The organism is Micromonospora sp. NPDC005710 (assembly GCF_040630995.1).
GTDB lineage: Bacteria > Actinomycetota > Actinomycetes > Mycobacteriales > Micromonosporaceae > Micromonospora.
Genome location: NZ_JBEXYP010000009.1, coordinates 173,467 through 195,219, shown reverse-complemented (window position 1 = coordinate 195,219; position 21,753 = coordinate 173,467). Strand labels below are relative to the sequence as shown.

Sequence of the window (21,753 nt, the reverse complement as noted above, 5' to 3'; positions counted from 1 at the left end):
TCAGCGGCCCCAGCCGATGAGAGGTGCGTGCCATGTGCGGTATCGGAGGCGAGTTCCGCCTCGACGGGGCGCCACCGGACATGTCCGCCGTCGAGCGGATGCTCCCCGCCCTGGCCTCCCGGGGCCCGGACGGCGAGGGCCGGTGGCAGCAGGGGCCGGTGGCGATGGTGCACCGCCGGCTGCGCATCATCGACCTGTCCGACGCGGGTGCCCAGCCGATGGTCGACAGCGAGCTGGGCCTGGCCATGGTGTTCAACGGCTGCATCTACAACTACCGGGAGCTGCGCGACGAGCTGACCGCCGCCGGTTACTCGTTCCGGTCCACCTCGGACACCGAGGTGATCCTCAAGGCGTACCACAGGTGGGGTTCGGCCTGCGTCGAGCGGTTCTACGGGATGTTCGCGTTCGCCCTTGTCGAGTTGGCCACGCATACCCTGGTGCTGGCCCGGGACCGGCTCGGCATCAAGCCGCTCTACCTGGCCGAGGGGCCGGGTCGGGTGCGGTTCGCCTCGACCCTGCCGGCGTTGCTCGCCGCCGGTGACGTCAACACCGACCTCGACCCGGTGGCGCTGCACCACTACATGAGTTTTCACTCGGTGGTGCCGCCGCCGCGCACGATCCTCGCCGGGGTCCGCAAGCTGCCGCCGGCCACCGTACGGGTGATCACCGCGGACGGCCGGAGCACCGACACGACCTACTGGCGGCCGGAGTTCAACCGGGCCGCCGCCCCCGCCATGTCCGCCGAGGAGTGGCAGGAACGGCTGATGGCGGCGTTGCGGACCGCGGTACGACGGCGGATGGTCGCCGACGTGCCGGTCGGTGTGCTGCTGTCCGGCGGTCTCGACTCCAGCCTGATCGTCGCCCTGCTGGCCGAGCAGGGCCAGACCGGGCTGGCCACGTTCAGCATCGGCTTCGAGGCGGCGGCGGGGGAGAGCGGCGACGAGTTCCACTACTCCGACCTGATGGCCCGCCACTTCGGCACCGACCACCAGCAGATCCGCATCGGCGCGCAGCGGTTCGTCCCCGCCGTGCACCGGGCCATCGAGGCGATGAGCGAGCCGATGGTCAGCCACGACTGCGTCGCGTTCCACCTGCTCTCCGAGGAGGTCTCGCAGCGGATCACAGTGGTGCAGTCCGGGCAGGGCGCCGACGAGATCCTCGCCGGCTACGACTGGTACCCGCCGATGGCGAACGTGGCCCGCGCGGACGCCGTCGAGGCGTACGCCAGGGTGTTCTTCGATCGTCGCCACGACGCGCTCGGCGGGCACCTGGCGCCCGAGTGGATGCTCGACCACGACGCCAGCCTGGAGTTCGTCGCCGCGCACTTCGGCGCACCCGGCGCGGACACCGCGCTGGACGCGGCGCTGCGCCTGGACAGCCTGGTGATGCTCGTCGACGACCCGGTCAAGCGGGTCGACAACATGACGATGGCCTGGGGGTTGGAGGCCAGGGTGCCGTTCCTCGACCACGAGGTGGTCGAGTTGGCCGCCGCCTGCCCACCGGGCATGAAACTGGCGCAGGGCGGGAAGGGCGTGCTGAAGGCGGCGAGCCGGGGCATCGTCCCGGACGAGGTGATCGACCGGCCGAAGGGGTACTTCCCGGTGCCCGCGATCCGGCACCTCTCCGGCCCGCTGCTCGACGACGTGCGGGACGCGCTCACCGCCCGACCGGCGCGTGAGCGGGGCCTGTTCCGCAAGGACTACGTGGAGGAGTTGCTGGAAGCACCGAACGCCCAGCGGACCACGCTGGGCTCCAACGCGCTCTGGCAGCTCGGGCTGCTGGAGCTCTGGTTGCAGCGGATCGGGGTTTAGATGAGCGTACGGATTGAGGCGCCGCGCACCAGCCGGCGGACCCGACCCGCGATCCACCGGCCGATGTCCACGCCGATGCCCGCCAGCGAGGACTTCGCCCCGGCGCCGTCCCCCGACGGTCGCCGGGTGGCGTTCCTCTCCGACCGGGCCGGTACGCCGGGCGTCTGGGTCGGTGACGTCGACGGCTGTGCGCCCGTTGCGCTGCCGGTGGGCGAGGAGCCGGTCCTCGCGCTGAGCTGGTCCCCGGACGGCCAGTGGCTGGCCTGTGTCGTCGCCCCGGGTGGCGCACCCCGCACCGAGCTGTGGGTGCTGCGCCCGGACGGTACGCGACGCCGCCAGGTCGCCGGGTTCGGCCGCCGTAGCGCCTCGCTGGCCGGCTGGTTGCCCGGTGGCGCGCTGATGGCGGTCACCGAGACCGACGAGCACGGGCAGGCCCTTCTGGTCGACGTGGCCAGCGGGGACCGGCGGGTCCTCGCCCAGGGCGACCTGCTCACCCTCCTGGACGTGACCCCGGACGCCGATCTGGCGCTGCTGCGTCGCGGCCCGCGCAACGCCCGTTGGCTCGAACTGCTCGACGTGCCCACCGGGGAGCGGCGGCGGCTGATCCCGGACACCGGGCGGGGCAGCACCGACCAGGGGTGGTTCAGCCCGGACGGCACGAGCGTGCTGGCCCGCACCGACGCGTACTCCGAACTCGCCGCGCTGGTGCGGGTCGACCTGACCCGACCGGAGCAGCCACCGATCCGGCTCGCCGGGCGACCGGACGCCGAGCTGGAACACGTCACGCCGAGCGCGGACGGGCAGCGCGGCGCGTTGCTGTGGAACACCTACGGCGGGCGCAGCGAGCTGAGCCTGCTCGACTTCGCGAGCGGTGTGCAGCGGGCCGTCACCGCCCCCGGCGAGGTGCTCGGCGACGCCGTCTTCGCCGCCGACGGTGGCCTGCTCTGCGTGACCGCGCAGGGGCCGGTGCAGCCCCGCGAGGTGTGGCTCGTCGACCCGTCGACCGGGGCGCCGCGCCCGCTGCGGCCGGACACCGGTGTGCCGCGTACCGACGACGCGGGTGTCGCGCCGCAGCTTCTCGACCTGCGTGCCCGTGACGGGCTGCCGCTGTCCGGCTGGCTCTACCGCCCGGCCGGGCCCGGTCCCTGGCCGACCGCCATCAGCCTGCACGGTGGCCCGGAGGCGCAGGAGCGTCCCGACTACAACCCGCTGTTCCAGGCCCTCGTGGCGCAGGGCATCGCGGTCTTCGCGCCCAACGTCCGGGGGTCGTCCGGGTTCGGCCGCTCGTTCGTCGCCGCCGACAACCTGGCGGGCCGGTACGGTGCGATCGCCGACGTGGCGGCCTGCGCCGACTTCCTCGTCGACGCCGGCGTCGCCCGGCCCGGTCAACTCGGCTGCCTGGGCCGCTCCTACGGCGGTTACCTGGTCCTCGCGGTGCTGGTGAACTTCCCCGGGCTCTTCGCCGCCGGGGTCGCCGAATGCGGCATCTCCGACTTCCGGACCTTCTTCGCCGGCACCGAGCCGTGGATCGCCGCCGCCGCCGTCAGCAAGTACGGCGACCCGCAGCGGGACGCCGACCTGCTGCGCGACCTCTCTCCGATGACCCACATCGACCAGCTGGACGTTCCAGTGCTGCTGATCCACGGCGCCAACGACACCAACGTGCCGGCTGGCGAGTCGACGCAGGTAGCCGAGGCCCTCGCCGCCCGGGGCGTGCCGCACGGGCACCTGGTGCTCACCGGGGAGGGGCACGACTTCCTGGCACGCTCGAACGCCGAGGCGGCCCGTACGGCCACCACCGCCTGGTTGACAAGGCACCTCGCCGTGACCGCGACCGTCGTCGGCTGAGGCGTTATCCTGCGCCGGTGGAGGTCGCGGCGCAGGGCGAGCGGTTGGCCGCGGACCTGGGTCGCTGGCTGGCCGAGGTGACCTTCGTCGACCTGGACACCGACGAGGTCACCGCGCTGGTGATCGACTCGGTGGTGCGGTGGGCCGAGGCCCAGGGCTGGCGGGTCTACCGGCGCGCACCGAGCGTGATGCCGTTGCCGCCGCCGCTGGAGCAGCGGTTTTCGGTGCTCGACGTGGCGTGTGCCCGTCCGGACGGTCCGCCGGTCGTCGTCGAGGTCGACCACACCGACCGGGCCCGTACGGTGCAGAAGCTGCGCGCCGAGGCGGACGCGGGCCGGATCCCGATCTGGGTGCGGTGGGGTGTCGGGCGCTTCACCGTGCCGCCACCACCGGTGCGGATGGTGACCGTCGAGGTGTCCCGACGGGCCGGTCCGGCCGGGCGCGGGCGCCTGCACAGCCGAGGCGGTGACCGCCCCGCCCCGGCCCACTCGACCGGCGGCGGCACGGTGACCCCGCAGGCGCTGCCGATCCCGCTGACCGGCCCGGCGCCGGGCCCGGCCGGCACTGGTAAGAGCACCTGAAGCGAATCGTAAGCGGGGGTCGGCAGAGTTCTGGGTGTCACCGCAGGGCACTACCGACACCCAGGAGATCCCGATGCGCAAGCTCGTCAACTCGACCTACATCACCCTCGACGGCGTCATCGACAACCCGATGTGGACCATGCCCTACTTCGACGAGGAGGCCGCCAGCCTCGCCGGGGCGCAGACCGAGGAAGCCGACGCGATGCTGATGGGCCGGGCCACCTACGACGGCATGTCCGCCGCCTGGCCGACCCGGGACGAGAGCGACCCGACCACGGGCGCCGCGTACTTCAACAACGTCAGGAAGTACGTCGCCTCGACCACCCTGACCGACCCCACCTGGAACAACACCGAGGTGCTCCAGGGCGATCTGGTCGAGGCGGTCACCGCGCTCAAGGCCCAGGAGGGCAGGAACATCATCCAGTACGGCTTCGGCTCGGTCACCGCGCAGCTGATCCGGGCGGGCCTGGTGGACGAGGTCCGGTTCTGGATCCACCCCGTGTTGGAGGGCGCCACCAGCCTGACGGGGCCGCTCACCGACTTCAAGGCGTCGTTCGACCTCGTCGACACGCGGGTGCACAAGAGTGGCGTGATCGTCGCCTCGTACGCCCCGAAGGTGACCCCCTGAGCACCGGTCAGAGCTGGGCCCGAGCCTCGCTCGGGCTCAGCCGCGCGCCCTCGGCGAACAGCGCGTCGAAGCGTTCCGGCCCGAGTTCGGCCTGCAGACGGTTGGTTGTCCGGTCGGTGTCGTCGCGTTCCGCCGGGGCGGCGGGGGAGTGCGTGGCGAGGCGGGCGGCGGCTGCGGCGCCCAGCAGCCGGGCGGCGACCTCGGGGGAGCGCACGGCCGCCGCCATCCCCTCCAGAGGACCCACCGTGTCGCGCATCGTCGCCATCGCCTCGGCCGCCTCGAACGCCTCGACGTGCAGGGCCAACGCGGCGTCCGGGTCGCCGCCCTGCTCGACGGCGTAGCCCAGCTCGACAAGCACCATGGGCAGGTAGAGCGCGGATTGGCTGTCACACCGACCCAGGTCGGCGAGGCGGCTGAGGTGGGTGACGGCCAGGTCGAGCTTGCCGTCGCGGCGGGCGGCCAGCCCGAGGCTCATCTCCGCGAAGATCAGCGCGCTGGGCGAGCCCTGCTCCACCGCCAGTCCGTACGCGCGTTCGGCAAGTTCCCGACCCTGGGCGTAGTCGCGGGTCTGCACGGCGAGCCAGGCCAGCCAGGACAGCTCGGCGCAGACCTGCGGCCACAGCGCCAACTCCTCGGCCCAGCGCAGCCCTTCGCGGTGCAGCGCGGCGGCGCGCTCGTGCTCGCCGCGCATGTCGGCCAGCCCGCCCACCCACTCGGTCGCGCGGAGCCGACCCCACCGGTCGCCGAGGTCGGCGAAGAGCGCGGAGCTGCGGGTCGCGGTGCGCTCCAGGGTGGGCTGGTCACCGTTGGCGTGGGCGATGTGGGCCAGCGAGGTGAGCACCGCGGCCTCGGTCCACGTGTCGGCGGCGGCGGTGGGCAGCAGCTCCGCCACCAGGGCCAGGTCGCCGTGTTCGATCAGCGCGTCGGCCGCGAACCACGCGGCGTGGCCGTTCGGGTCGACGGCCACCGCGGCGCGCACGTCGTCCGGCGCGATCACCTCGCCCTGCGACAGGGCGAAGCCCACCCGCCAGGGAGCCGCCCGGGCCTCCTGCTCCGGGTCGCCCGGCACCGCCAGGGCTCGCCGTGCCTCGGTGAGCCGGCCACGCAGGAACCAGTACCAGCTCAGCGCGATCGCCAGGCGCAGCCCGCCACCGTGCGTCAGCGCCGAGCGCAGGTTCGCCAGCTCGGCGTCGAGCAGCACCAGCCAGCGTTGCTGCTCGGCCCCGCGCAGCCCGGGGTCGGCGCGCTCGGCCAGTGTTGTGTAGTAGGCGGCGTGCCGCCCGCGTACCCGGTCGGCGTCGGTGAGCCGTGCCAGGCAGAACGCGGCCACCGACTCGAGGAGCCGGTAGCGCGGGGCCGCGCCGGAGTCGTCGAGCACCACAAGCGAGCGGTCCACCAGCCGGGCGAGGCTGTCCAGGTCGGTCCGGCAGACCTGTTCGGCGGCCTCCGGGGTGCAGCCGTCCGGGAACACCGCCAGTTGGGCGAGCACCAGCCGTTCGGTCTCGTCGAGGAGGTCCCAGCTCCAGCCGATCACCGCGGTCAGCGTCCGCTGCCGTGGTGGCACGTCCCGCTGCGCGGTGGTGAGCAGCCGGAACCTGTCGTCGAGCCGGTCCACCACCCCGCGTACGCCCAGGGCACGGACCCGGGTCGCGGCCAGTTCCAACGCCAGCGGCAGGCCATCGAGGCGACGGCACAGCTGGGCCACCGCGGCGGCGGTGTCCGCGTCGAGGCGGAAACCGCGCTGCTGTGCGGCGGCGCGGGCCACGAACAACACTGCCGCCGCCGAGCGCCGGACCGCGTCCAGGTCGGTGTCGTCCGGCACCGGCAGCGGGGGTACCTCCCAGAGCAGTTCACCGGTCAGCCCGAGCGGCTCCCTGCTGGTGGCCAGCACGCTCACCCCGGGCACGTCCCGCAGCAGCCGGGCGACCAGCTCGGCGACCGGTTCGATGACGTGTTCGCAGTTGTCCAACACCAGCAGCAACTGCCGGTGCCGCAGGGCGGTGACCAGCCGCTCGACGGGGGACACCGTCGCACCGGCGGTCTCGTGGGTGCCCAGCGCGCCGAGCAGATGGTCGGCGACCCGTGCGTCACCAGCCGCGAGTGGAGTCAGCTCGATGAGCTGCACCCCGTCCGGACGGGACGCCGCGCGGGCCGCCTCGATGGCCAGCCGGGTCTTGCCGACGCCGCCCGGCCCGACGAGAGTGATCAGCCGTTGCCGGTGCAGCAGCGCGCCCAGCTCGGCAAGCGCCTCGTCGCGCCCGACCAGCTCGTCGAGTGGGGCCGGCAGGGTGTTCCGGATGATCGCCGCCTTCGGCGCGGCGCTCAGGCCGACGTCCTGTTCCAGGATCCGGCGGTGCAGCGCGACCAGCTCCGGGCCGGGGTCGAGGCCCAGCTCGTCGGCGAGCCGGGCCCGCAGGTCGGCGTAGCTCTCCAACGCCTCGGACTGCCGGCCGGCCGCGTACAACGCGCGCAGCTGCACTGCCCGCAGGCCCTCGCGCAGGGGATGCTTTCGGACCAGCTCGGCCAGGTCCGCGGCCACCAGGTCATGCTCACCCCGGGTCAGCCGAGCCTCGGCCAGCCGCTCGTGGACGACGAGGCGCTGCTCGGCGAGGCGAGCCGCCTCGGCGCGAACGAACTCGGCGTCGGCGACGTCGGCGTACGCCTCGCCCCGCCACAACGCGAGGGCGTCGGTCAGTCGCTCGACGTCGGCGCAGCGGGCCAGCTCGTCGAAGCGGCCGACGTCGACCGCGTCGACCCGCAGCAGATAGCCGGGTGGCCGGGATTCGACCAGCTCGCGGGCGCCGGGTTCGGCGTCGTTCAGCGCCTTGCGGAGCTGCGACACCCGGACCTGGAGGGCGCCGGCCGGGTTGGCGGGGGCGTCGTCACCCCACAGGTCGTCGATGAGGCGGTCCGCCGAGACCACCTGGTTGCGGTTGACCAGGAGGTCGGCCAGCAACGCCCGTACCTTCGTGCCGGGCACCACCACCGGCTCGCCGGAGTCCGTGGTCACGGCGAGCGGCCCGAGCACCCCGAACTGCACGGCGGTCATCCTAGCGCCGGTGAGAAGACCCAAAGCAGACCGCAACAGCAGGACCCCGTCCCGCCCTCACCCCCACGCGATCTTGCACTTTCGGTGGCGACATACGTGGCGAAAGCCGCGTGACGGCAACACAAAGTGCACGATCGCGTGGGCGTGCAGTCGGGGAGAGCTGCCTGGATGTTTTGCGGTTAGTTGCTTGGGGCAATCGAGTGTCGACGACATCCCACTCTTCAAGGACGGCTCCCGTGGAAATTTCCGGCTTCTTCGCCGCCATCATCATCGGCCTGATCATCGGTGCGCTGGGCCGGCTGGTCGTACCCGGCAAGCAGAACATCCCGATCTGGCTGACACTGCTCATCGGTGTGGTCGCGGCGATCCTCGGCACGCTCGTCGCCGGCCTCCTCGGCGTCGACGAGACCAGCGGGATCGACTGGATCGAGCTGATCCTGCAGGTCGCCTTCGCCGCAATCGGTGTGGCGATCGTCGCCGGTGCCCACGGCCGCCGCCGGGTGCGCTGACCTCCCGCGCCTTTCGCGCCACCGCGCCGGCCCGCCCTCCACAGGAGGGTGGGCCGGCGCTGCGTCCGCATCCGGGTGGGCCGCTCAGCCGGCCGACGATGGCCGACGACGACTGGGTGCGCCCCGCCGTGTCACCGCTCATTCCTGCCCGTCCGGCGTGAAGTTCGCCCGTCCGTGGTCATGGCGCGCAGCCGGCTCAGGGGGTAGAAACATGTCAACCCTTCGGTGCGACCCCAGGTTCGACCGCAGGGCTCAGAGAGCGCTCTCACCGCCCCCAGCTGTGCCGGGAGTACGTCGCCGGCCAGCGGAGAGGACGAACCGCATGACAGTCCCGTCCCGACGCGTACGCCGGAGATCCGGTCGTACCCTCCTGCTCGCCCTTGTCGTGACCACCGCCGTCACGATGACCAGCACGGCGGCAAGCGCCGGCCGCCCCACGCAGGGCACCCCCGACTTCGGCCCGAACGTGACGATCTTCGACCCGTCCATGCCGGTCGGCACGATCCAGCAGACCCTCGACGCGGCGCACGCCCGGCAGGTCGACAACGAGATGGGCACCGAGCGGCACGCCTACCTGTTCAAGCCGGGCACGTACGGCACGGCCGAGCAGCCGTTGCAGGCCAAGGTCGGTTACTACACCGAGGTTTCCGGCCTGGGCGCGTCGCCCACCGACGTCACTGTCAACGGCAAGCTGGAGGTCTACAACCGCTGCCTGGCCGACGGCGGCACCGGCAACTGCCTCGCGCTTGTCAACTTCTGGCGCACCCTGTCCAACCTGTCGCTCACCATCAACGCGGCCGGTCAGGACGGCTGCCGGTCGTCGGCGAACTTCTGGGCGGTGTCCCAGGCGGTGTCGATGCGCCGACTGAACATCGGCGGCGGGGGTCTGTCGCTGATGGACTACTGCACCGCCGGGCCGCAGTACGCCAGCGGCGGGTTCATCGCCGACTCACGGCTGCCGGCCACGACGAACGGGTCGCAGCAACAGTGGCTGACCCGCAACAGCGAGGTCGGCAGCTGGTCCAACGCGGTGTGGAACCAGGTGTTCTCGGGAGTCGAGGGCGCGCCGGACGACGCCACCTTCCCCGACCCGCCGTACACCACGCTGGAGACCACCCCGGTCAGCCGGGAGAAGCCCTACCTGTTCGTCGACGGCAAGGGCCGCTACCAGGTGCGGGTGCCCGCCGCGCAGCGCGACAGCCGAGGCGTCTCCTGGGCCGACGGCATCACGCCGGGGCGGACCCTCGGCATTGACGACTTCTTCATCGCGAAGCCGTCCGACCCGGTGCGCCTCATCAACAGCCAGTTGGCGCGGGGCAAGCACCTGCTGCTCACCCCCGGCACCTACGACATCGCGCGCAGCATCGAGGTTCGGCGCCCGGACACCGTCGTGCTCGGGATCGGGCACGCGACACTCACCGCTGTGAACGGTGCGATCCCGCTGGATGTGGCAGGTGTTCCGGGGGTCATCGTCGCCGGTGTCACGATCGACGCCGGCCTCGTCGAGTCACCGGTGCTGCTGCGGGTCGGGCGTGAGCACGGCCGCAACGCCAGCAGCCCGCACAACCCGACGACGCTCTCCGACGTGTACTTCCGGGTCGGCGGCCCGCACATTGGACGGACCAACACCGCCCTGGAGGTCAACAGCGACAACGTGCTCATCGACCACACCTGGGTGTGGCGCGGCGACCACGGCGTCGAAGGTTTCACCGAGGGCGTCAACGGTGACACCGACCGCTGGCGTACCAACACCGGTCGCTACGGCGCCGTCATCAACGGCGACCACGTGACAGCGACCGGCCTGTTCGTCGAGCACTTCCAGCGTTACAACACGGTCTGGAACGGTGAGCACGGCACCACGATCCTCTACCAGAACGAGCTGCCGTACGACCCGCCGACGCAGGCCGACTGGATGAACGGCGCGGTCGAGGGCTGGGCCGGGTACAAGGTCGGTGACCGGGTGCGTCACCACACCCTGTACGGCGGCGGGGTGTACGTCTTCAACCAGAACAACCCGTCGATCCACACCGAGAACGGGTTCGAGGTGCCGAACCGGCCGGGGGTGCGGCTGCACCACATCATGACCGTCAACCTCAGCGCCGGCACCATCGACCACGTGGTCAACGGTGTCGGAGACGCCGCCGACATGACCAAGGTCGGCGTTCCGATCTACCTCAACGAGTACCCGACCCCGTAGCGGGTTCGGGCGTACCGACGGGGCCGGAGCCGGCGACGGCTCCGGCCCCGTCGTCCGTGCCGGCTGCGGTACCGCAGAACGAGAATCCGCGTCGGCGGTCTTGAATTCCTATCGAGCCGGTAGGAAAACAGGTGAATGCCTGTTGGTCCGCTTCTTACCTCGCGTCGGGTCGTCGACCTGATGCGGACCTCCAGTGAGCTCTGTCCGGGCGCACCCGGCACCGACTGAGCACCGCAGCACCGCACCTTCCTACCGCCGTACCGCCGGTTCGTGACCCCGGCACGGCTTCGCACGCTCGTCACCGCGCTTCTGAACCGATCCGGCCGTGCCGGACCGGTTCACCACCATGGAGGTACGTCATGACCGCTGATCCGTCATCACCCGCCCCGGAGACCGCCGGCGAGTCCCGGCTCGCGCTCAACGAGGACTGGGCGGCGACCATCCTCGGCCTGGGCCTGCTCGCCCTGGTCCTGCTCGGTGCCATCCCGGCCGGGCTGGTGCCCTGATGACCGCCGACGCCACCCGCACGGGCACCGGGCCCGACGCCACCCGCACCGAGGAGGGAACCCCTGTCGACCCCGTGGTCGCCGACGACGCGGTCGAGCCGGGCAGTTCGCCGACCACAGTGGATCCCGCCGAGCCGACAATCGTGGCGCGGGACGGGACGTTCTGGGCCTGGACGGCGCTCGGCCTGCTGATCGTCGTCGGTCTCGCCGCGCTCACCCGCTACCTGGAGCAGAACGTCCCGGCCTGGGCCGAGGGCACCGCCGTCGAGGACGTCGGGGCGGCCGTCGAGTACCCGGTCTACGCGATCCTGCTCGGCCTGCTCGGCAACGTCGCCATCACAGCGCTCGGGTGGCGGGACCGGATCGCCGCCGCCTTCCGGACCGAGTTCTTCATCAAGACCGGCCTGGTGCTGCTCGGGGCGTCGATCAACCTGGCCGTCATCGCCAGCGCCGCCGGACCGGCGATCGCCCAGGCGATCCTGCTGATCAGTGGGGTCTTCCTGTTCACCTGGTGGTTGGCCGGCAGGTTCGGCCTCGACGACAAGCTGCGGGCGTTGCTCGCCTCGGCGGTGTCGATCTGCGGGGTCAGCGCGGCGATCGCTGCCGCCGGGGCGGTGCGGGCACGCCGCGAGCAGTTGGCCTACACGGCGAGTCTGGTCATCCTCTTCGCGCTGCCGTCCATCTTCATCCTGCCCTGGTTGGCCGACGTGTTCGGGCTGTCCGACGCGGTGGCCGGCGCCTGGATCGGCGGCAACATCGACACCACCGCCGCGGTCACCGCGGCGGGGGCGCTCGCCGGTGAGGAGGCGCTCCAGATCGCCAGCATCGTCAAGGTCACCCAGAACGCGCTGATGGGCGTGGTGGCGGTCGCGCTCACCGCGTACTTCACGCTGCGGGTGGAACGACGGCCCGGCGCGGCCCGACCGGGCCTGAGCGAGCTGTGGACGCGGTTCCCGAAGTTCGTCCTCGGCTTCATAGCGGCCTCGGTCATCGCCACCTGGTACCTCGACGCGGCCGGTACGGACGGCAAGGCCACCATCGCCATCGTCAACGACCTGCGCGTGTGGTTTCTGATCCTGGCCTTCGTCAGCATCGGTCTGGAGGTCCGGGTCGCGTCGCTGCGGGAGGCGGGTTGGCGACCGGTGGCGGTGTTCGCCAGCGCCACCGTGTTCAACCTGGCGTTGGCGCTCGGCCTGGCGTCCCTGTTGTTCCGCAACTTCTCGGCCTGAGTCGGCCGGCCCGCCGTTGCTGAGTGGTGGGGCCGGAGCCGTCCGGCTCCGGCCCCACCACCGTCAGCGGGGTGGTGTCGTCGAGATGGTCGGCGCGCGGTGGGACCGACCCGATCGGGTGTGCGAGGTTGGCGTCTTCGCCGGGTCGAACGGAAGGTCCTGCTTGGTCCGGGCTGGCACCTTCAGGAAGGTCGCCGCCGTCTCGGTGGGCCGCTTGAGGCGGCGCGGTGTGGACGCCGTGGCCGGGGCGCTGCTCGTCGACCGACTGTGCCGGGCACCGGCCTTGTGCCGTCCGCTGCCGGTGCGGGCCTCGGCTCCCGCCACTGTCACCGGGCTGGGGATCAGCGCGGGGCGTGGGCTGGTGGCGCGGCCAGCGCGCCGGTGACGTGCCCGCCCGCTGCCGGTCTTGAACCCGAGGGCGGGCCGTTCCACCAGGTGCCAGGAGAGGACGGCGAACAGGAGGGCGCCGAGCAGGCTCAGCACGATGTAGCCGAGCATCCCGAATCGGGTGCCACCGAGGAGGGCGATCATCTGCTGCACCGGGAAGCCGTAGATGTAGATGCCGTAGGTGTAGTCGTGCCGTCGGCTGATACTGGACAGCCGCTTCGGCAGCGCGACGGCCGCGAAGAGCACCAGGTAGGCGAACGCCGGCAGGCCCACCGCGAAGAACCCGCCCAGCCACAGTGAGCCGACAAGCGCGACCCCGGCCAGCACGGCCAGGTTTCTGGTGACCGGAATCCGGTGTGCGTACAGGCGGGCGGCGGCACCGAGCAGGAACAGGAAGCCGAGCATCAGCGTCCAGTCGGCGGCGAACGCGCCGAGCAGCGGGAACGGCCCGATCGCGCCGTGTTGCGGCGGGCGGGAGCTCCAGGTCGGTGCGGTGAAGAAGTCCCGCAGGACCAGGGCGTAACAGGTAGCGGTCAGGACCAGCACCGCACGGGGGGCCCGGTGCAGCACCGAGGTCACCACGAGGATGCCGACGATCCCGTAGAACGCCAGGTCGTACCGGAGAGTCCACAGTGAACCGTCGAACGCGCTCGGCCCGCCGACGATCGAGCCGTACGGGGTTTCCGCGAGCAGCCCGGAGATGGGGAACTGCTCCATCGAGGCGAGGAAGTTCGTCGTGACGTAGTCGAAGGGCCCGTCCGGGTGCGTCCAGAAGCCGTCGAGGCTGCCGTTCTCGTAGAGCGCCGCCAGCGGCGCGAAGACGAACGCGGTGACCAGCAGGCAGGCCCAGAGCCCGGGGAACACCCGCAGTGCGCGGGCGCGGACGTACTGGCGCAGCGTGGAGCGCAGTGCGCTGTCGGTGATCAGGAATCCGGAGATCAGGAAGAATCCGTAGAGGCACATGGTGCCGAGGTCGCTCTGTCGGCCGAAGCTGGCCGCCCCGACGTTCGACTGGGCGAAGCCGAGCGGGCCGGCGTGCGCGATGATCACGCCGCACGCCATCGCCAGGCGAAGTACGCCGAAGGCGTTGTGCTGGGCGGAGTACCTGCCCTGCAGCGTCGCGGATCGCTGCCCGTTCAACTTCGCCTGCACCTGACGACTCCTCTGATCACTGAACTGTTCGGGCCGGCGGCGGAAAGCGCCACCGATCGATGCGTCAATTATCAGTGGATAGAGGGCTTTTGTCCGGAAATTAGGGTGATTGTCCAAATCAGCCGTTGTCAGCCAACGGAAGCCGCAGTGCGACGCCTCTGCGCGACCCGACGGGCCGGTACGTTCAGGAGCCCTGCCAGGGCGACGACCGAGCGGTCACTCGCCCGCCCATCGCCGAACGGCGAGCAGACCACGGTTTCCCGTCCGCTGGCGAGGTGGCGAAGCCCGGCCGAGAGCAGCCGTTCAGGATCGGTGCCCACCAGTTCGCCGCGGCCGGGCGTGAGGGCTTCCGGACGTTCCGTGGTGTCCCTGGTGACCAACAACGGCACCCCCAGGGTGGCGGCCTCCTCCTGGAGCCCACCCGAGTCGGTGACGACCAGGTCGGCTGCCCGCAGCAGCCCGACCATCTGCGGATAGGGCAGCGGTGGGGTGACCCGGGCGTTGGTGACGCCCGCGAGGCCAGTGGTGACCTCCGCGCTGAGCTGTGGGTTCGGGTGGGTGACCATCACGATCTGGGCGTCCGGGCGCTGCCGCGCCAGGCGCCGCAGCCCGTCCACAGTGGCGGCCACTCCGTGACCCCAGTTCTCGCGTCGGTGCACAGTGGCCACCACCAGCTTGCGGGCCGGGTCGACCCAGTCCGGTGCCTGGGCCATGCCGCGCTCGACGAGGTCGTTGAGGGCGTCCACGACGGTGTTGCCGGTCACCACTATCGCGTCGGAGCGAATGCCCTCACCGATGAGGTTCGCCCTGGCCGCCTTGGTCGGCGCCAGGTGCAGCGCGGCGATCCGGGCGAGCATGGCCCGGTTGGCTTCCTCCGGAAACGGCCGGTCCAGGTCGTTGGTCCGAAGTCCGGCCTCCAGGTGGACGACCGGGACGTGCCGCCAGAACGCGGCAGTCCCGCCGGCCAGGGCGGTCGTGGTGTCCCCTTGCACCACGACCGCCGCTGGACGGTGGTGTGTGAGCAGGTCGTCGACTCCCGTGATCAGCGCCGCCGCCAGTTCGGCAAGCGAGCCGGTACGCCGTTGCGGGCGCATGCTCACCTCCGGGTGGAGACCGAACGGGGCGAGTGCCTCGGCGACGCGTCCCGGCTGTTGACCGGTATCCGCCACCCGTACCGTGAACCTCGGATCATCGAGGAGACGGCGGATCAGAGGCGCGGTCTTCACTCCCTCCGGCCTGGTGCCGGCGAGAATCAGGACCTCTCGCGGTGTCGACCTGCTCGCACACATGTCGGGGTCAGCTCCTGGCAGCCGCGCGGCGACGCCGGTAGAGCGAGAACCCGCCGGTGGTGCCGGCCACGAGCGCGCCGATACCGAGCGCGAGCGGTGCCCCGGCCAGCGGGATCACCGGAATGGGGGGTGCGACGGCGTTGGCGCCGCAGCTGGACGTGCCGATGGTCACCCCGGCCAACGCACCACCGAGCGCCGTCAGGTTCAGCGCCGTGACGGTGAGCTGACCCACGCCGGAGCTGCTCTGACCGTTGAGCGTCAGGTTGATCAGCCCCGGGATGCTCAGCCCGGTGTTCGGCGCCGGGTTGACCGGCAGGCTGAGCAGTGTCGTCTCGATGCCGAGGACCGTCGAGACGATCCGAGCGTTGACCAGACTCGCGGTGCCCGTCGCCGACGGGCTGCTGGTGGCCGTGCACGACGAGTAGATGGCGTCCGCGACGAGTGAGATCGTCGCGAGGCCGCTGGTCCCGAGGGTGAGGGTCACGCCGGCACCCGGTGTGACGAGGCAGGACCCGCCAGCACCGATGGTGATCGAGCCGCCGGTGCCGAGCACACCGGCGCAGGCCGCCGACGTGCCGTCGTTGAACGCCCGGACGCTCTGGCCCAGCACGCCGGCGGTGATGACGGTCTGCGCGCCGAGCACTGCCAGTGGGGGATTCTGGTTGCCGGAGATCGACTCGGTGGTGCCGTCGTTTGTGGCCGACGCCGTGCCGGAGCTGGCGAGGCCACCACCGAGCAGGCTGATCTGGAGCGCCGAGGCGGAGGACTGGGAGGTGTCGGCCATCGCCGGAGAGGCTGCCAGGACGACCATGGCGAGACCACCGGCCAGCACCGCGGCGGTGCGGGCGAGACCGGATCTAACTCGAGGCATAGATGTCTACTTTCTGGTGTGGGCGATTGTGGGGCGGTCTGTGGTGGGGGTGGTGAGGTGTGTGAGGTGACTGAGGTGTCGGGGCGGTCGGATCGACCGCGGCCCGTCGGTACGGCCCGACCGGCGCCCCGGCTGCAGGCGGCGCGGCTGGGCCGGTACGGCGGCCCGGCCCACGGCGGCTTGGCCGCCCACGGCGGCCTTGTCGCCCACGGTCACGCTGCCCCCGGCAGCCTGTCCGACGACGACGCGTCCGACAGCCCGAGCCGCGGCCGGTTCGGGCTGCGGATCGGCGGCGCGGGCGGTCTTCTGCCAGTCGGTGCGGGCCGTCACCATGCGGGCGAAGGCCAGCCAGACCGCCAGCGACTGGGCGTAGCTGTACAGCCAGTGGCAGACGCCGAGCAGCAGGGCCTTGGGGATCGACAGCTGCGGCTCACAACGGATCCGGTAGACGATGCCCCACAGGGCGAACGGTCCGATGCCGAAGACGAGCACCAGCGGGGGTACGCCCCAGCCGCCACTGCTCCACCAGCCGCGCAGGCCACCCATGGTGTTGTCGATGTACCAGGACATCACCACCAGGCAGGCGAGGTAGATCGGTGTGCCGAGCAGTTGGGTCCACGGTGCGGCGAGGAAGTGCGCGATCTCCAGGGTGGCCGAGTTGCGGATCCGCGGCGAGCGCAGCACCTTGCCGAGGTAGCGGCCACACTGCATCGACCCCTGGGCCCAGCGGGTGCGCTGCCGCACCAGCGGGCGGATCCGGGTCAACGCCTCCTGCGCCACCCAACTCTCCGGGCAGTACTCGGTGCGTCCTCCGGCCAGCAGGATGTGCAGGCCCAGCTCGAAGTCCTCCAGGAGTGCGCCGTGCCACGGTGTGCCGTGCTGGTCGGCGATCTCGTTGAGCAGGGACAGCCGCGTGAACTGACCGTTGCCGCCCATCGCCACGCTGCCGGTGCGCCGACGCAGCGACTGCATGGCGGCGATCGGGGCGCGGAACTCCATGTCCTGTAGCCGGATCAGCAGCCGTCCCCAGCCACTGACAGCGGTCGGTTGGGCGTACCGGCGCGGTGCGCACTGCAGCATCCGCACCTCCACCTGGACCGCGCCGACCTCTGCCGAGCCGAAGTACTGACGGCCGGACAGGGCGACCGGTCCCTGGGGGTCGAGTCGGCTGTCGGCGTCCAGGACACCGACGATCACCCGGGTACGGTCCGCGTTCGCCGGTAGGGACTGTTCGATGCGTCGCCAGGCGGCGTTGAGCGCGGCGCCCTTGCCCTGTCGCGCGTCCGGCAGTTGACGCTGGACCACGTGCACCCGCGGCTGGTCGGTGAAGGCCGCCAGCTCGGCGAGGGTGCCGTCGTCCGACGCGTCGTCGACGCACCAGACGGTCGCCTGCGGAAAGTCGCAGAGCAGCCGCCGCACCGTGTCGCCGATGACCGACGCCTCGTTGCGGCACGGCACGATGATGTGCCAGTCGAGGCCGTCCGGGCTGCCGCCCCGACTACGCCCGCTCTTCAGGTGGAACACCAGGATGCTCAGCACGTACGCGCAGAAGCTGACGCACAGCAGGAACGCCGCGGTGTTGAGCAGGGCGAGTGACTGCGTCTCAGTGGACACCGGCGACCGTCCCGGAGATCCGCTTGGTCCGGCTGACCAGGACGACGAAGAGGATCGTGACGGCGATCAGACCGGCGGTCGTGATCACCGAGCCGATCAGCACGTGGCTGCGTTCGTAGCCCAGCTTGAAGCCCCAGGTCTGCATCGAGACCACCACCGCGCCGAGTCGGATCTGGTTGACGGTGACCAGCAGGACGACTGCCATCGCCAGGGCGTTCAGTCCCCGCGCCAGTGAGATGCGGCGGAACCCGATCAACGTCGACGCGAGCACGATCGGTGGGATCAGCAACATGGCGACCGAGCAGCCGCTGGAAACCATGAAGCCGACCCACCGCTCGTCCAGCGGGAAGATCACTGCCGCGCCGATGGATCTGGTGTCCGCCAACCCGACGGCGTTGACGAGATGGGCGTTCAGCCACGCCTCCGCGCTGGCGATGTCGTGCCACCGCCAGAGGGTGGCAACGGCGATGAGGACTCCGATCAGGCCACCCGCGCCGGCGCGCAGCCATGACCCGCCTCGGGAACCTGTCATCGCTCGCGGCCCAGCATGGCGACGAGCCACAGTGCCAGACCCAGCACGACCAGCCCGACGCCGACCAGCAACCAGGACTGGACGGCTACCCCGGTGGCGGCAAGGCCTCCGCCGATGTGTGGCCCCTTGGTGGGTACTCCGTACATGCCAACTCCCTCGCTCACTCGAAGGCCAGAATGGCACCGGCGAATCGGGCAAACAGGATAAAGCGGCATAGAGACCCTAAAGAGTGATTAAATGCTTCACGAGTGTGGCAGGCGAGCGATGTGAACGGCTGCATCCCTTGCCCCGCAACAGGTTTCAGCGTCTTCGAGAGTCCGTACAGAGGTGGTCAAGATGGTGACCGGTATCCCCGGCCGCACGGTCACGCCGACGCCGTCGAGGTGGCGCGCGATGGCCGGCTGGAAGAAGGCGGGCCTCGCCCTGCTCCTCATGGTCGGCGTGCTCTGCGCCGGCCTCGTGACCGTCGGCTTCGGGCTTAAGCACCGCTACGAGAGCCGGGTGCAGCGCGAGGACATCCTCGGCCAGGGCACCGGGCCCCACGACGACCGCCGGTGGGAGTCGGGCCCGCTCAACCTCCTGTTGCTCGGATCGGACTCCCGCGACGGCGAGCCGGACCAGGCCCTCTACCCGGGTCAGCGGTCGGACACCATCATGCTGGTGCACGTCGACGCCGACCGGGAGGCGGCCACCGTCGTCTCGATCCCCCGGGACAGTTACGTCGACGTACCCGCGGCGGGGGAGACCTGGGCCGGCGGCCCCAACAAGATCAATGCCGCGTTCGCCTTCGGTGGGGCCGCGCTGGCCGCCGAGACGGTCGCCAAGCTCACCGGGCTGCCACTCGACGGCGTCCTGGTGGCCAACTTCGCCGCCGTCCGCAAACTGGTGGACGCGGTGGAGGGCATCAACGTCTGCCTGCCGTACACCGTCAAGTCGTCGGACACCGGCGTCACCTGGCCCGTCGGCTGCCACGACCTGGACGGCAAGGCGGCCGACGACCTGATGCGGCAGCGGCACGGCGTGCCCGGCGGCGACTTCGGCCGCATCTACGACCAGCAGCTCGTGGTACGCGCCCTGGCCGAGCGGGTCACCGCGACGAGCCTGCTCACCAGCCCGACGCGGCTCGACCGGGTCCTCACCACGGCAGCCGAATCACTCATCGTCGACCGCGACCTGAACCTGTCCGATCTCGCGCTCGCGCTGCGCAAGGTGAAGCCGGAGACGGTCCAGTTCGTCACCGTGCCGTTCACCGACGCGAATCTGCAGACCCCGGCCGGATCCGCCGTGCGACTGGACGAGGTCCGATCCCCGGCGCTCTTCAGCGCCCTGCGCGAGGACCGGGTGGCGCAGTGGCTCGCTGCCAACCCGCAGACACCGCCGGCGAACTGAGCAACCCCGACGTTTTCGCAGAATCCCTGACTGATCGGAAGTTGACGCGGCGGCGAGCAGGTCACGTCGAGCTTGTGCGGGACGATCATCACGTCGAGTAGTTCTCGGACGTCCTGATGTGCCCGTCGTCCTGAGCTACTCGTCCTCGTCGGCCGGGCGCGGGCGCCGGTGCTCCCGGATGTACTTCTCGACGTCCGCCTTCAGCCAGATCGACCCGACGCTCAGGACCTGGTACGGCTCGGGGAACGCGGGGTGCTCCCGGATCTGGCGGAACCGCGAACGCCCGACGCCGAGCATGGCCAAGATCTCGCCTGCGGCGACAAGCTCTCCCGGTCCCTTACCCATGCCGACGAAGGTAGACCGAGGCGATCGGGCCAATATGAACGCGCCTTTGTTGGCACGCCAATGTTGACAGGGGGGTAGGAGTCGAGGTCCGATGGACTCAAGGCCCCTGCCTAATGCCGGTCAGACACGGCAGGCGGGGTGCCGCCCTCGACTGACACCCCGGAGGTGGGACGTGAAGCCTGACCCTGAACTGGAGCGTCTGCGCGAGCGGGTGGGGGAGCTGGAAACCTCACTCCGACTCTCCCGGCGGCAGCTGTTCGACGCACGTAGTCGTCTGGCCGCCATCGCGCGGATCACCGGTGACCTGGATCGGGCGAGCCGGGCACCCGGGGTGGTGTTCGGCTCGGTCAACGTGGTCTTGAACGGCGAGCACTCACCGCTGCGCCGGCTGAATCGGTGGTCGTCGGTCCGCTACCGGGGGGTTCAGCGGTGAGTGGCCAGCGGCACAGCCCGATCCGACCCTTCTGGTTCTGCGCCTCGTGCGTCCGCCCTTGGCCGTGTGACAGGGCGAAGGCCGAACTGGTGGCGGACTACGCCGACGAGCCGAAGCTACTCGGTGTCGACATGGCCGACTGTCTGACCGAGGCCAGCCGCGACCTGGGCGCGCTGTACTGGGCCCCGCCTGATCCGGTCGAGCACTACGGGCGGTTCCTCGGGTGGGTGAAGCAGGCTCTGGCCGCCAGCCGGTCCCGGAATCCGGGTCACTTCCCCTGGTATTGAGCGTCGTGCTGCCGGCTATGGCGTCGTCACAGCGTGCCGCCAGTCGATCATCCAGTGCGGTTCGGTGCATGCTCACGCTACCGGGCGGGCACGGAAACGGCGGGTGGGAGGCCCGGAAACCCCCCATCCGCCGGCCCTGTCAAGAAGGTCTAGCGCGACCGGCGCCAGTAGCGGCAGGTCCAGTCCACCTGGTGCAGCTCGTCCACGATGCCGTGCTCGGCGCGGAAGTCGTCGACTGCCTGCTTGCAGCCGCGTACCGCGTGGTAGTCATCAATGATCACGTAGCCCCCGACGGACAGCTTCGGGTAGAGCGAGCGCAGCGCCACCATCGTCGAGTCGTAGAGGTCCCCGTCGAGACGCATCACCGAGATCTGCTCCACCGGCGCCGTCGGCAGGGTGTCGGAGAACCAGCCCTTGAGGAACCGGACCTGGTCGTCGAGCAGCCCGTACCGGTCGAAGTTCGCCTTCACCTGCTCCAACGACACCGCGAGGAAGGGCACCTGCCAGAGCGCGTCCTCGACATCCTCGACCCGGTGGGCTGCCGGCTTCGGCAGGCCACGGAACGAGTCAGCGACCCACACCGTCCGGTCCCGGTCGCCGTAGGCGCGCAGCATCCCGCGCATGAAGATGACCGCCCCGCCCCGCCACACGCCGGTCTCGATCAGGTCACCGGGCACGCCCCGCTCCAACACGTCCTTGACGCATCGTTCCAGGTTGTCCAACCGGCGTAGCCCGATCATGGTCTCGGCCTCCGGCGGCCAGTCCCGGCCATTGGCTCGCGCCTCCTCGTCGAAGGGGAACTGGAGCACCAGCTCCAGGCCCTTGCGTTGCAGCAGGTGCCGGCCGCGCTGGAGGATCCGGCCGTGCAGGGACCCCTGGCGCGGCTGGTAGGGCATCCACGTCTCGCGGAAGACGTACCTGGTCAGCGCCTTCTTGAGCAGGTCGCAGTACAGGGCGCGGGGGTCGTCCAGCGTCGGCTCGGACGTCTGGGTCGGTAGCAACATCTCACTCATCGGTCTGTCTCCTTGTCAGTGTGTCGTGTGTAGCCAGCTGGGCGGGCCGCCTGTCGCGGACGGGCCGCCGACCGTTGCTCCGG

At 71.0% G+C, this 21,753-nt stretch carries 20 protein-coding genes; 11 read left to right on the top strand and 9 right to left on the bottom strand.

Translation table 11 applies throughout. The features are described from left to right. Positions 1-32: 32 nt before the first annotated feature. From ABZ406_RS15285 to ABZ406_RS15270, 4 genes are all read left to right on the top strand, one after another. Positions 33-1,811, top strand: coding sequence for an N-acetylglutaminylglutamine amidotransferase (locus ABZ406_RS15285; RefSeq protein WP_357761023.1), 1,779 nt, complete (start codon positions 33-35; stop codon positions 1,809-1,811). After that, positions 1,812-3,659 carry a prolyl oligopeptidase family serine peptidase gene (locus ABZ406_RS15280; protein WP_357761020.1) on the top strand — a complete coding sequence of 616 codons (1,848 nt, stop codon included), beginning with the start codon at positions 1,812-1,814 and terminating at the stop codon, positions 3,657-3,659. It abuts the gene before it with no gap. Positions 3,660-3,676: 17 nt separating this feature from the next. Then, on the top strand, positions 3,677-4,240 hold the full coding sequence (locus ABZ406_RS15275) for a hypothetical protein (RefSeq protein WP_357761017.1): 564 nt from the start codon (positions 3,677-3,679) through the stop codon (positions 4,238-4,240). A 73-nt stretch (positions 4,241-4,313) separates the two neighbouring features. Then, on the top strand, positions 4,314-4,868 hold the full coding sequence (locus ABZ406_RS15270) for a dihydrofolate reductase family protein (protein WP_357761014.1): 555 nt from the start codon (positions 4,314-4,316) through the stop codon (positions 4,866-4,868). Between the two features lie 7 nt (positions 4,869-4,875). Here ABZ406_RS15270 and ABZ406_RS15265 read toward each other — a convergent pair whose 3' ends face one another. Next, positions 4,876-7,917: a BTAD domain-containing putative transcriptional regulator gene (locus ABZ406_RS15265; protein ID WP_357761011.1), complete on the bottom strand. Its 3,042-nt coding sequence runs from the start codon at positions 7,915-7,917 to the stop codon at positions 4,876-4,878. Positions 7,918-8,153: 236 nt separating this feature from the next. On the opposite strand from ABZ406_RS15265, the gene ABZ406_RS15260 reads away from it, so the two are divergent. From ABZ406_RS15260 to ABZ406_RS15245, 4 genes are all read left to right on the top strand, one after another. After that, complete coding sequence (locus ABZ406_RS15260; protein WP_357761008.1) at positions 8,154-8,426, top strand: GlsB/YeaQ/YmgE family stress response membrane protein; 273 nt, start codon at positions 8,154-8,156, stop codon at positions 8,424-8,426. Between the two features lie 322 nt (positions 8,427-8,748). Next, positions 8,749-10,623 (top strand): adenylyl cyclase, encoded by a 1,875-nt coding sequence (locus ABZ406_RS15255; RefSeq protein ID WP_357761005.1) that lies wholly within the window; start codon positions 8,749-8,751, stop codon positions 10,621-10,623. A gap of 359 nt (positions 10,624-10,982) precedes the next feature. Next, positions 10,983-11,129, top strand: a complete 147-nt coding sequence (locus ABZ406_RS15250; RefSeq protein ID WP_357761003.1) for a hypothetical protein — start codon at positions 10,983-10,985, stop codon at positions 11,127-11,129. Continuing rightward, positions 11,129-12,358 (top strand): putative sulfate exporter family transporter, encoded by a 1,230-nt coding sequence (locus ABZ406_RS15245; protein WP_357761000.1) that lies wholly within the window; start codon positions 11,129-11,131, stop codon positions 12,356-12,358. The genes ABZ406_RS15250 and ABZ406_RS15245 overlap by 1 nt, the downstream gene beginning before the upstream one ends. Positions 12,359-12,421: 63 nt before the next feature. Here the strand turns inward: ABZ406_RS15245 and ABZ406_RS15240 are convergent, their stop codons facing one another. From ABZ406_RS15240 to ABZ406_RS15215, 6 genes are all read right to left on the bottom strand, one after another. Beyond that, on the bottom strand, positions 12,422-13,897 hold the full coding sequence (locus ABZ406_RS15240) for an acyltransferase (RefSeq protein WP_357760997.1): 1,476 nt from the start codon (positions 13,895-13,897) through the stop codon (positions 12,422-12,424). 128 nt (positions 13,898-14,025) lie between these two features. Continuing rightward, positions 14,026-15,186, bottom strand: coding sequence for a UDP-N-acetylglucosamine 2-epimerase (non-hydrolyzing) (gene wecB / locus ABZ406_RS15235; RefSeq protein ID WP_357760994.1), 1,161 nt, complete (start codon positions 15,184-15,186; stop codon positions 14,026-14,028). A gap of 7 nt (positions 15,187-15,193) precedes the next feature. Further along, positions 15,194-16,057, bottom strand: a complete 864-nt coding sequence (locus ABZ406_RS15230; protein WP_357760991.1) for a choice-of-anchor P family protein — start codon at positions 16,055-16,057, stop codon at positions 15,194-15,196. A gap of 6 nt (positions 16,058-16,063) precedes the next feature. Continuing rightward, the gene (locus ABZ406_RS15225) at positions 16,064-17,671 is read right to left on the bottom strand and encodes a glycosyltransferase family 2 protein (protein ID WP_357760989.1); all 1,608 of its coding nucleotides are present in this window, start codon (positions 17,669-17,671) and stop codon (positions 16,064-16,066) included. After that, entirely contained in the window at positions 17,661-18,203 is a 543-nt protein-coding gene (locus ABZ406_RS15220) for a hypothetical protein (protein ID WP_357760987.1), read from the bottom strand. The genes ABZ406_RS15225 and ABZ406_RS15220 overlap by 11 nt, the downstream gene beginning before the upstream one ends. Continuing rightward, positions 18,200-18,349: a peptidase gene (locus ABZ406_RS15215; protein WP_088989215.1), complete on the bottom strand. Its 150-nt coding sequence runs from the start codon at positions 18,347-18,349 to the stop codon at positions 18,200-18,202. Before ABZ406_RS15215 ends, ABZ406_RS15220 begins: the two co-directional genes overlap by 4 nt. Before the next feature lie 190 nt (positions 18,350-18,539). Here ABZ406_RS15215 and ABZ406_RS15210 point away from each other — a divergent pair, with 190 nt between their 5' ends. Next, positions 18,540-19,592 (top strand): LCP family protein, encoded by a 1,053-nt coding sequence (locus tag ABZ406_RS15210; RefSeq protein WP_357760984.1) that lies wholly within the window; start codon positions 18,540-18,542, stop codon positions 19,590-19,592. Between the two features lie 135 nt (positions 19,593-19,727). Here ABZ406_RS15210 and ABZ406_RS15205 read toward each other — a convergent pair whose 3' ends face one another. After that, positions 19,728-19,937, bottom strand: a complete 210-nt coding sequence (locus ABZ406_RS15205; RefSeq protein ID WP_357760981.1) for a hypothetical protein — start codon at positions 19,935-19,937, stop codon at positions 19,728-19,730. A 172-nt stretch (positions 19,938-20,109) separates the two neighbouring features. Here ABZ406_RS15205 and ABZ406_RS15200 point away from each other — a divergent pair, with 172 nt between their 5' ends. Beyond that, a complete protein-coding gene (locus tag ABZ406_RS15200) occupies positions 20,110-20,370 on the top strand; it encodes a hypothetical protein (protein ID WP_357760979.1) in 261 nt (86 codons plus the stop codon). An 89-nt stretch (positions 20,371-20,459) separates the two neighbouring features. Continuing rightward, complete coding sequence (locus ABZ406_RS15195) at positions 20,460-20,657, top strand: hypothetical protein (RefSeq protein ID WP_357760976.1); 198 nt, start codon at positions 20,460-20,462, stop codon at positions 20,655-20,657. Positions 20,658-20,806: 149 nt separating this feature from the next. On the opposite strand, the gene ABZ406_RS15190 is transcribed toward ABZ406_RS15195, so the two are convergent. Next, complete coding sequence (locus tag ABZ406_RS15190) at positions 20,807-21,670, bottom strand: TylF/MycF/NovP-related O-methyltransferase (RefSeq protein WP_357760973.1); 864 nt, start codon at positions 21,668-21,670, stop codon at positions 20,807-20,809. Positions 21,671-21,753: the final 83 nt, after the last annotated feature.

Bases quoted from the DNA above. Each gene is read 5' to 3' on its own strand.
- ABZ406_RS15285 (WP_357761023.1), top strand. From the start codon at position 33: ATGTGCGGTATCGGAGGCGAGTTCCGCCTCGACGGGGCGCCACCGGAC.
- ABZ406_RS15255 (WP_357761005.1), top strand. From the start codon at position 8,749: ATGACAGTCCCGTCCCGACGCGTACGCCGGAGATCCGGTCGTACCCTC.
- wecB (WP_357760994.1), bottom strand. From the start codon at position 15,186: ATGTGTGCGAGCAGGTCGACACCGCGAGAGGTCCTGATTCTCGCCGGC.
- ABZ406_RS15205 (WP_357760981.1), bottom strand. From the start codon at position 19,937: ATGGGTAAGGGACCGGGAGAGCTTGTCGCCGCAGGCGAGATCTTGGCC.
- ABZ406_RS15230 (WP_357760991.1), bottom strand. From the start codon at position 16,057: ATGCCTCGAGTTAGATCCGGTCTCGCCCGCACCGCCGCGGTGCTGGCC.
- ABZ406_RS15265 (WP_357761011.1), bottom strand. From the start codon at position 7,917: ATGACCGCCGTGCAGTTCGGGGTGCTCGGGCCGCTCGCCGTGACCACG.
- ABZ406_RS15210 (WP_357760984.1), top strand. From the start codon at position 18,540: ATGGTGACCGGTATCCCCGGCCGCACGGTCACGCCGACGCCGTCGAGG.
- ABZ406_RS15215 (WP_088989215.1), bottom strand. From the start codon at position 18,349: ATGTACGGAGTACCCACCAAGGGGCCACACATCGGCGGAGGCCTTGCC.
- ABZ406_RS15190 (WP_357760973.1), bottom strand. From the start codon at position 21,670: ATGAGTGAGATGTTGCTACCGACCCAGACGTCCGAGCCGACGCTGGAC.
- ABZ406_RS15270 (WP_357761014.1), top strand. From the start codon at position 4,314: ATGCGCAAGCTCGTCAACTCGACCTACATCACCCTCGACGGCGTCATC.
- ABZ406_RS15245 (WP_357761000.1), top strand. From the start codon at position 11,129: ATGACCGCCGACGCCACCCGCACGGGCACCGGGCCCGACGCCACCCGC.
- ABZ406_RS15250 (WP_357761003.1), top strand. From the start codon at position 10,983: ATGACCGCTGATCCGTCATCACCCGCCCCGGAGACCGCCGGCGAGTCC.
- ABZ406_RS15280 (WP_357761020.1), top strand. From the start codon at position 1,812: ATGAGCGTACGGATTGAGGCGCCGCGCACCAGCCGGCGGACCCGACCC.
- ABZ406_RS15220 (WP_357760987.1), bottom strand. From the start codon at position 18,203: ATGACAGGTTCCCGAGGCGGGTCATGGCTGCGCGCCGGCGCGGGTGGC.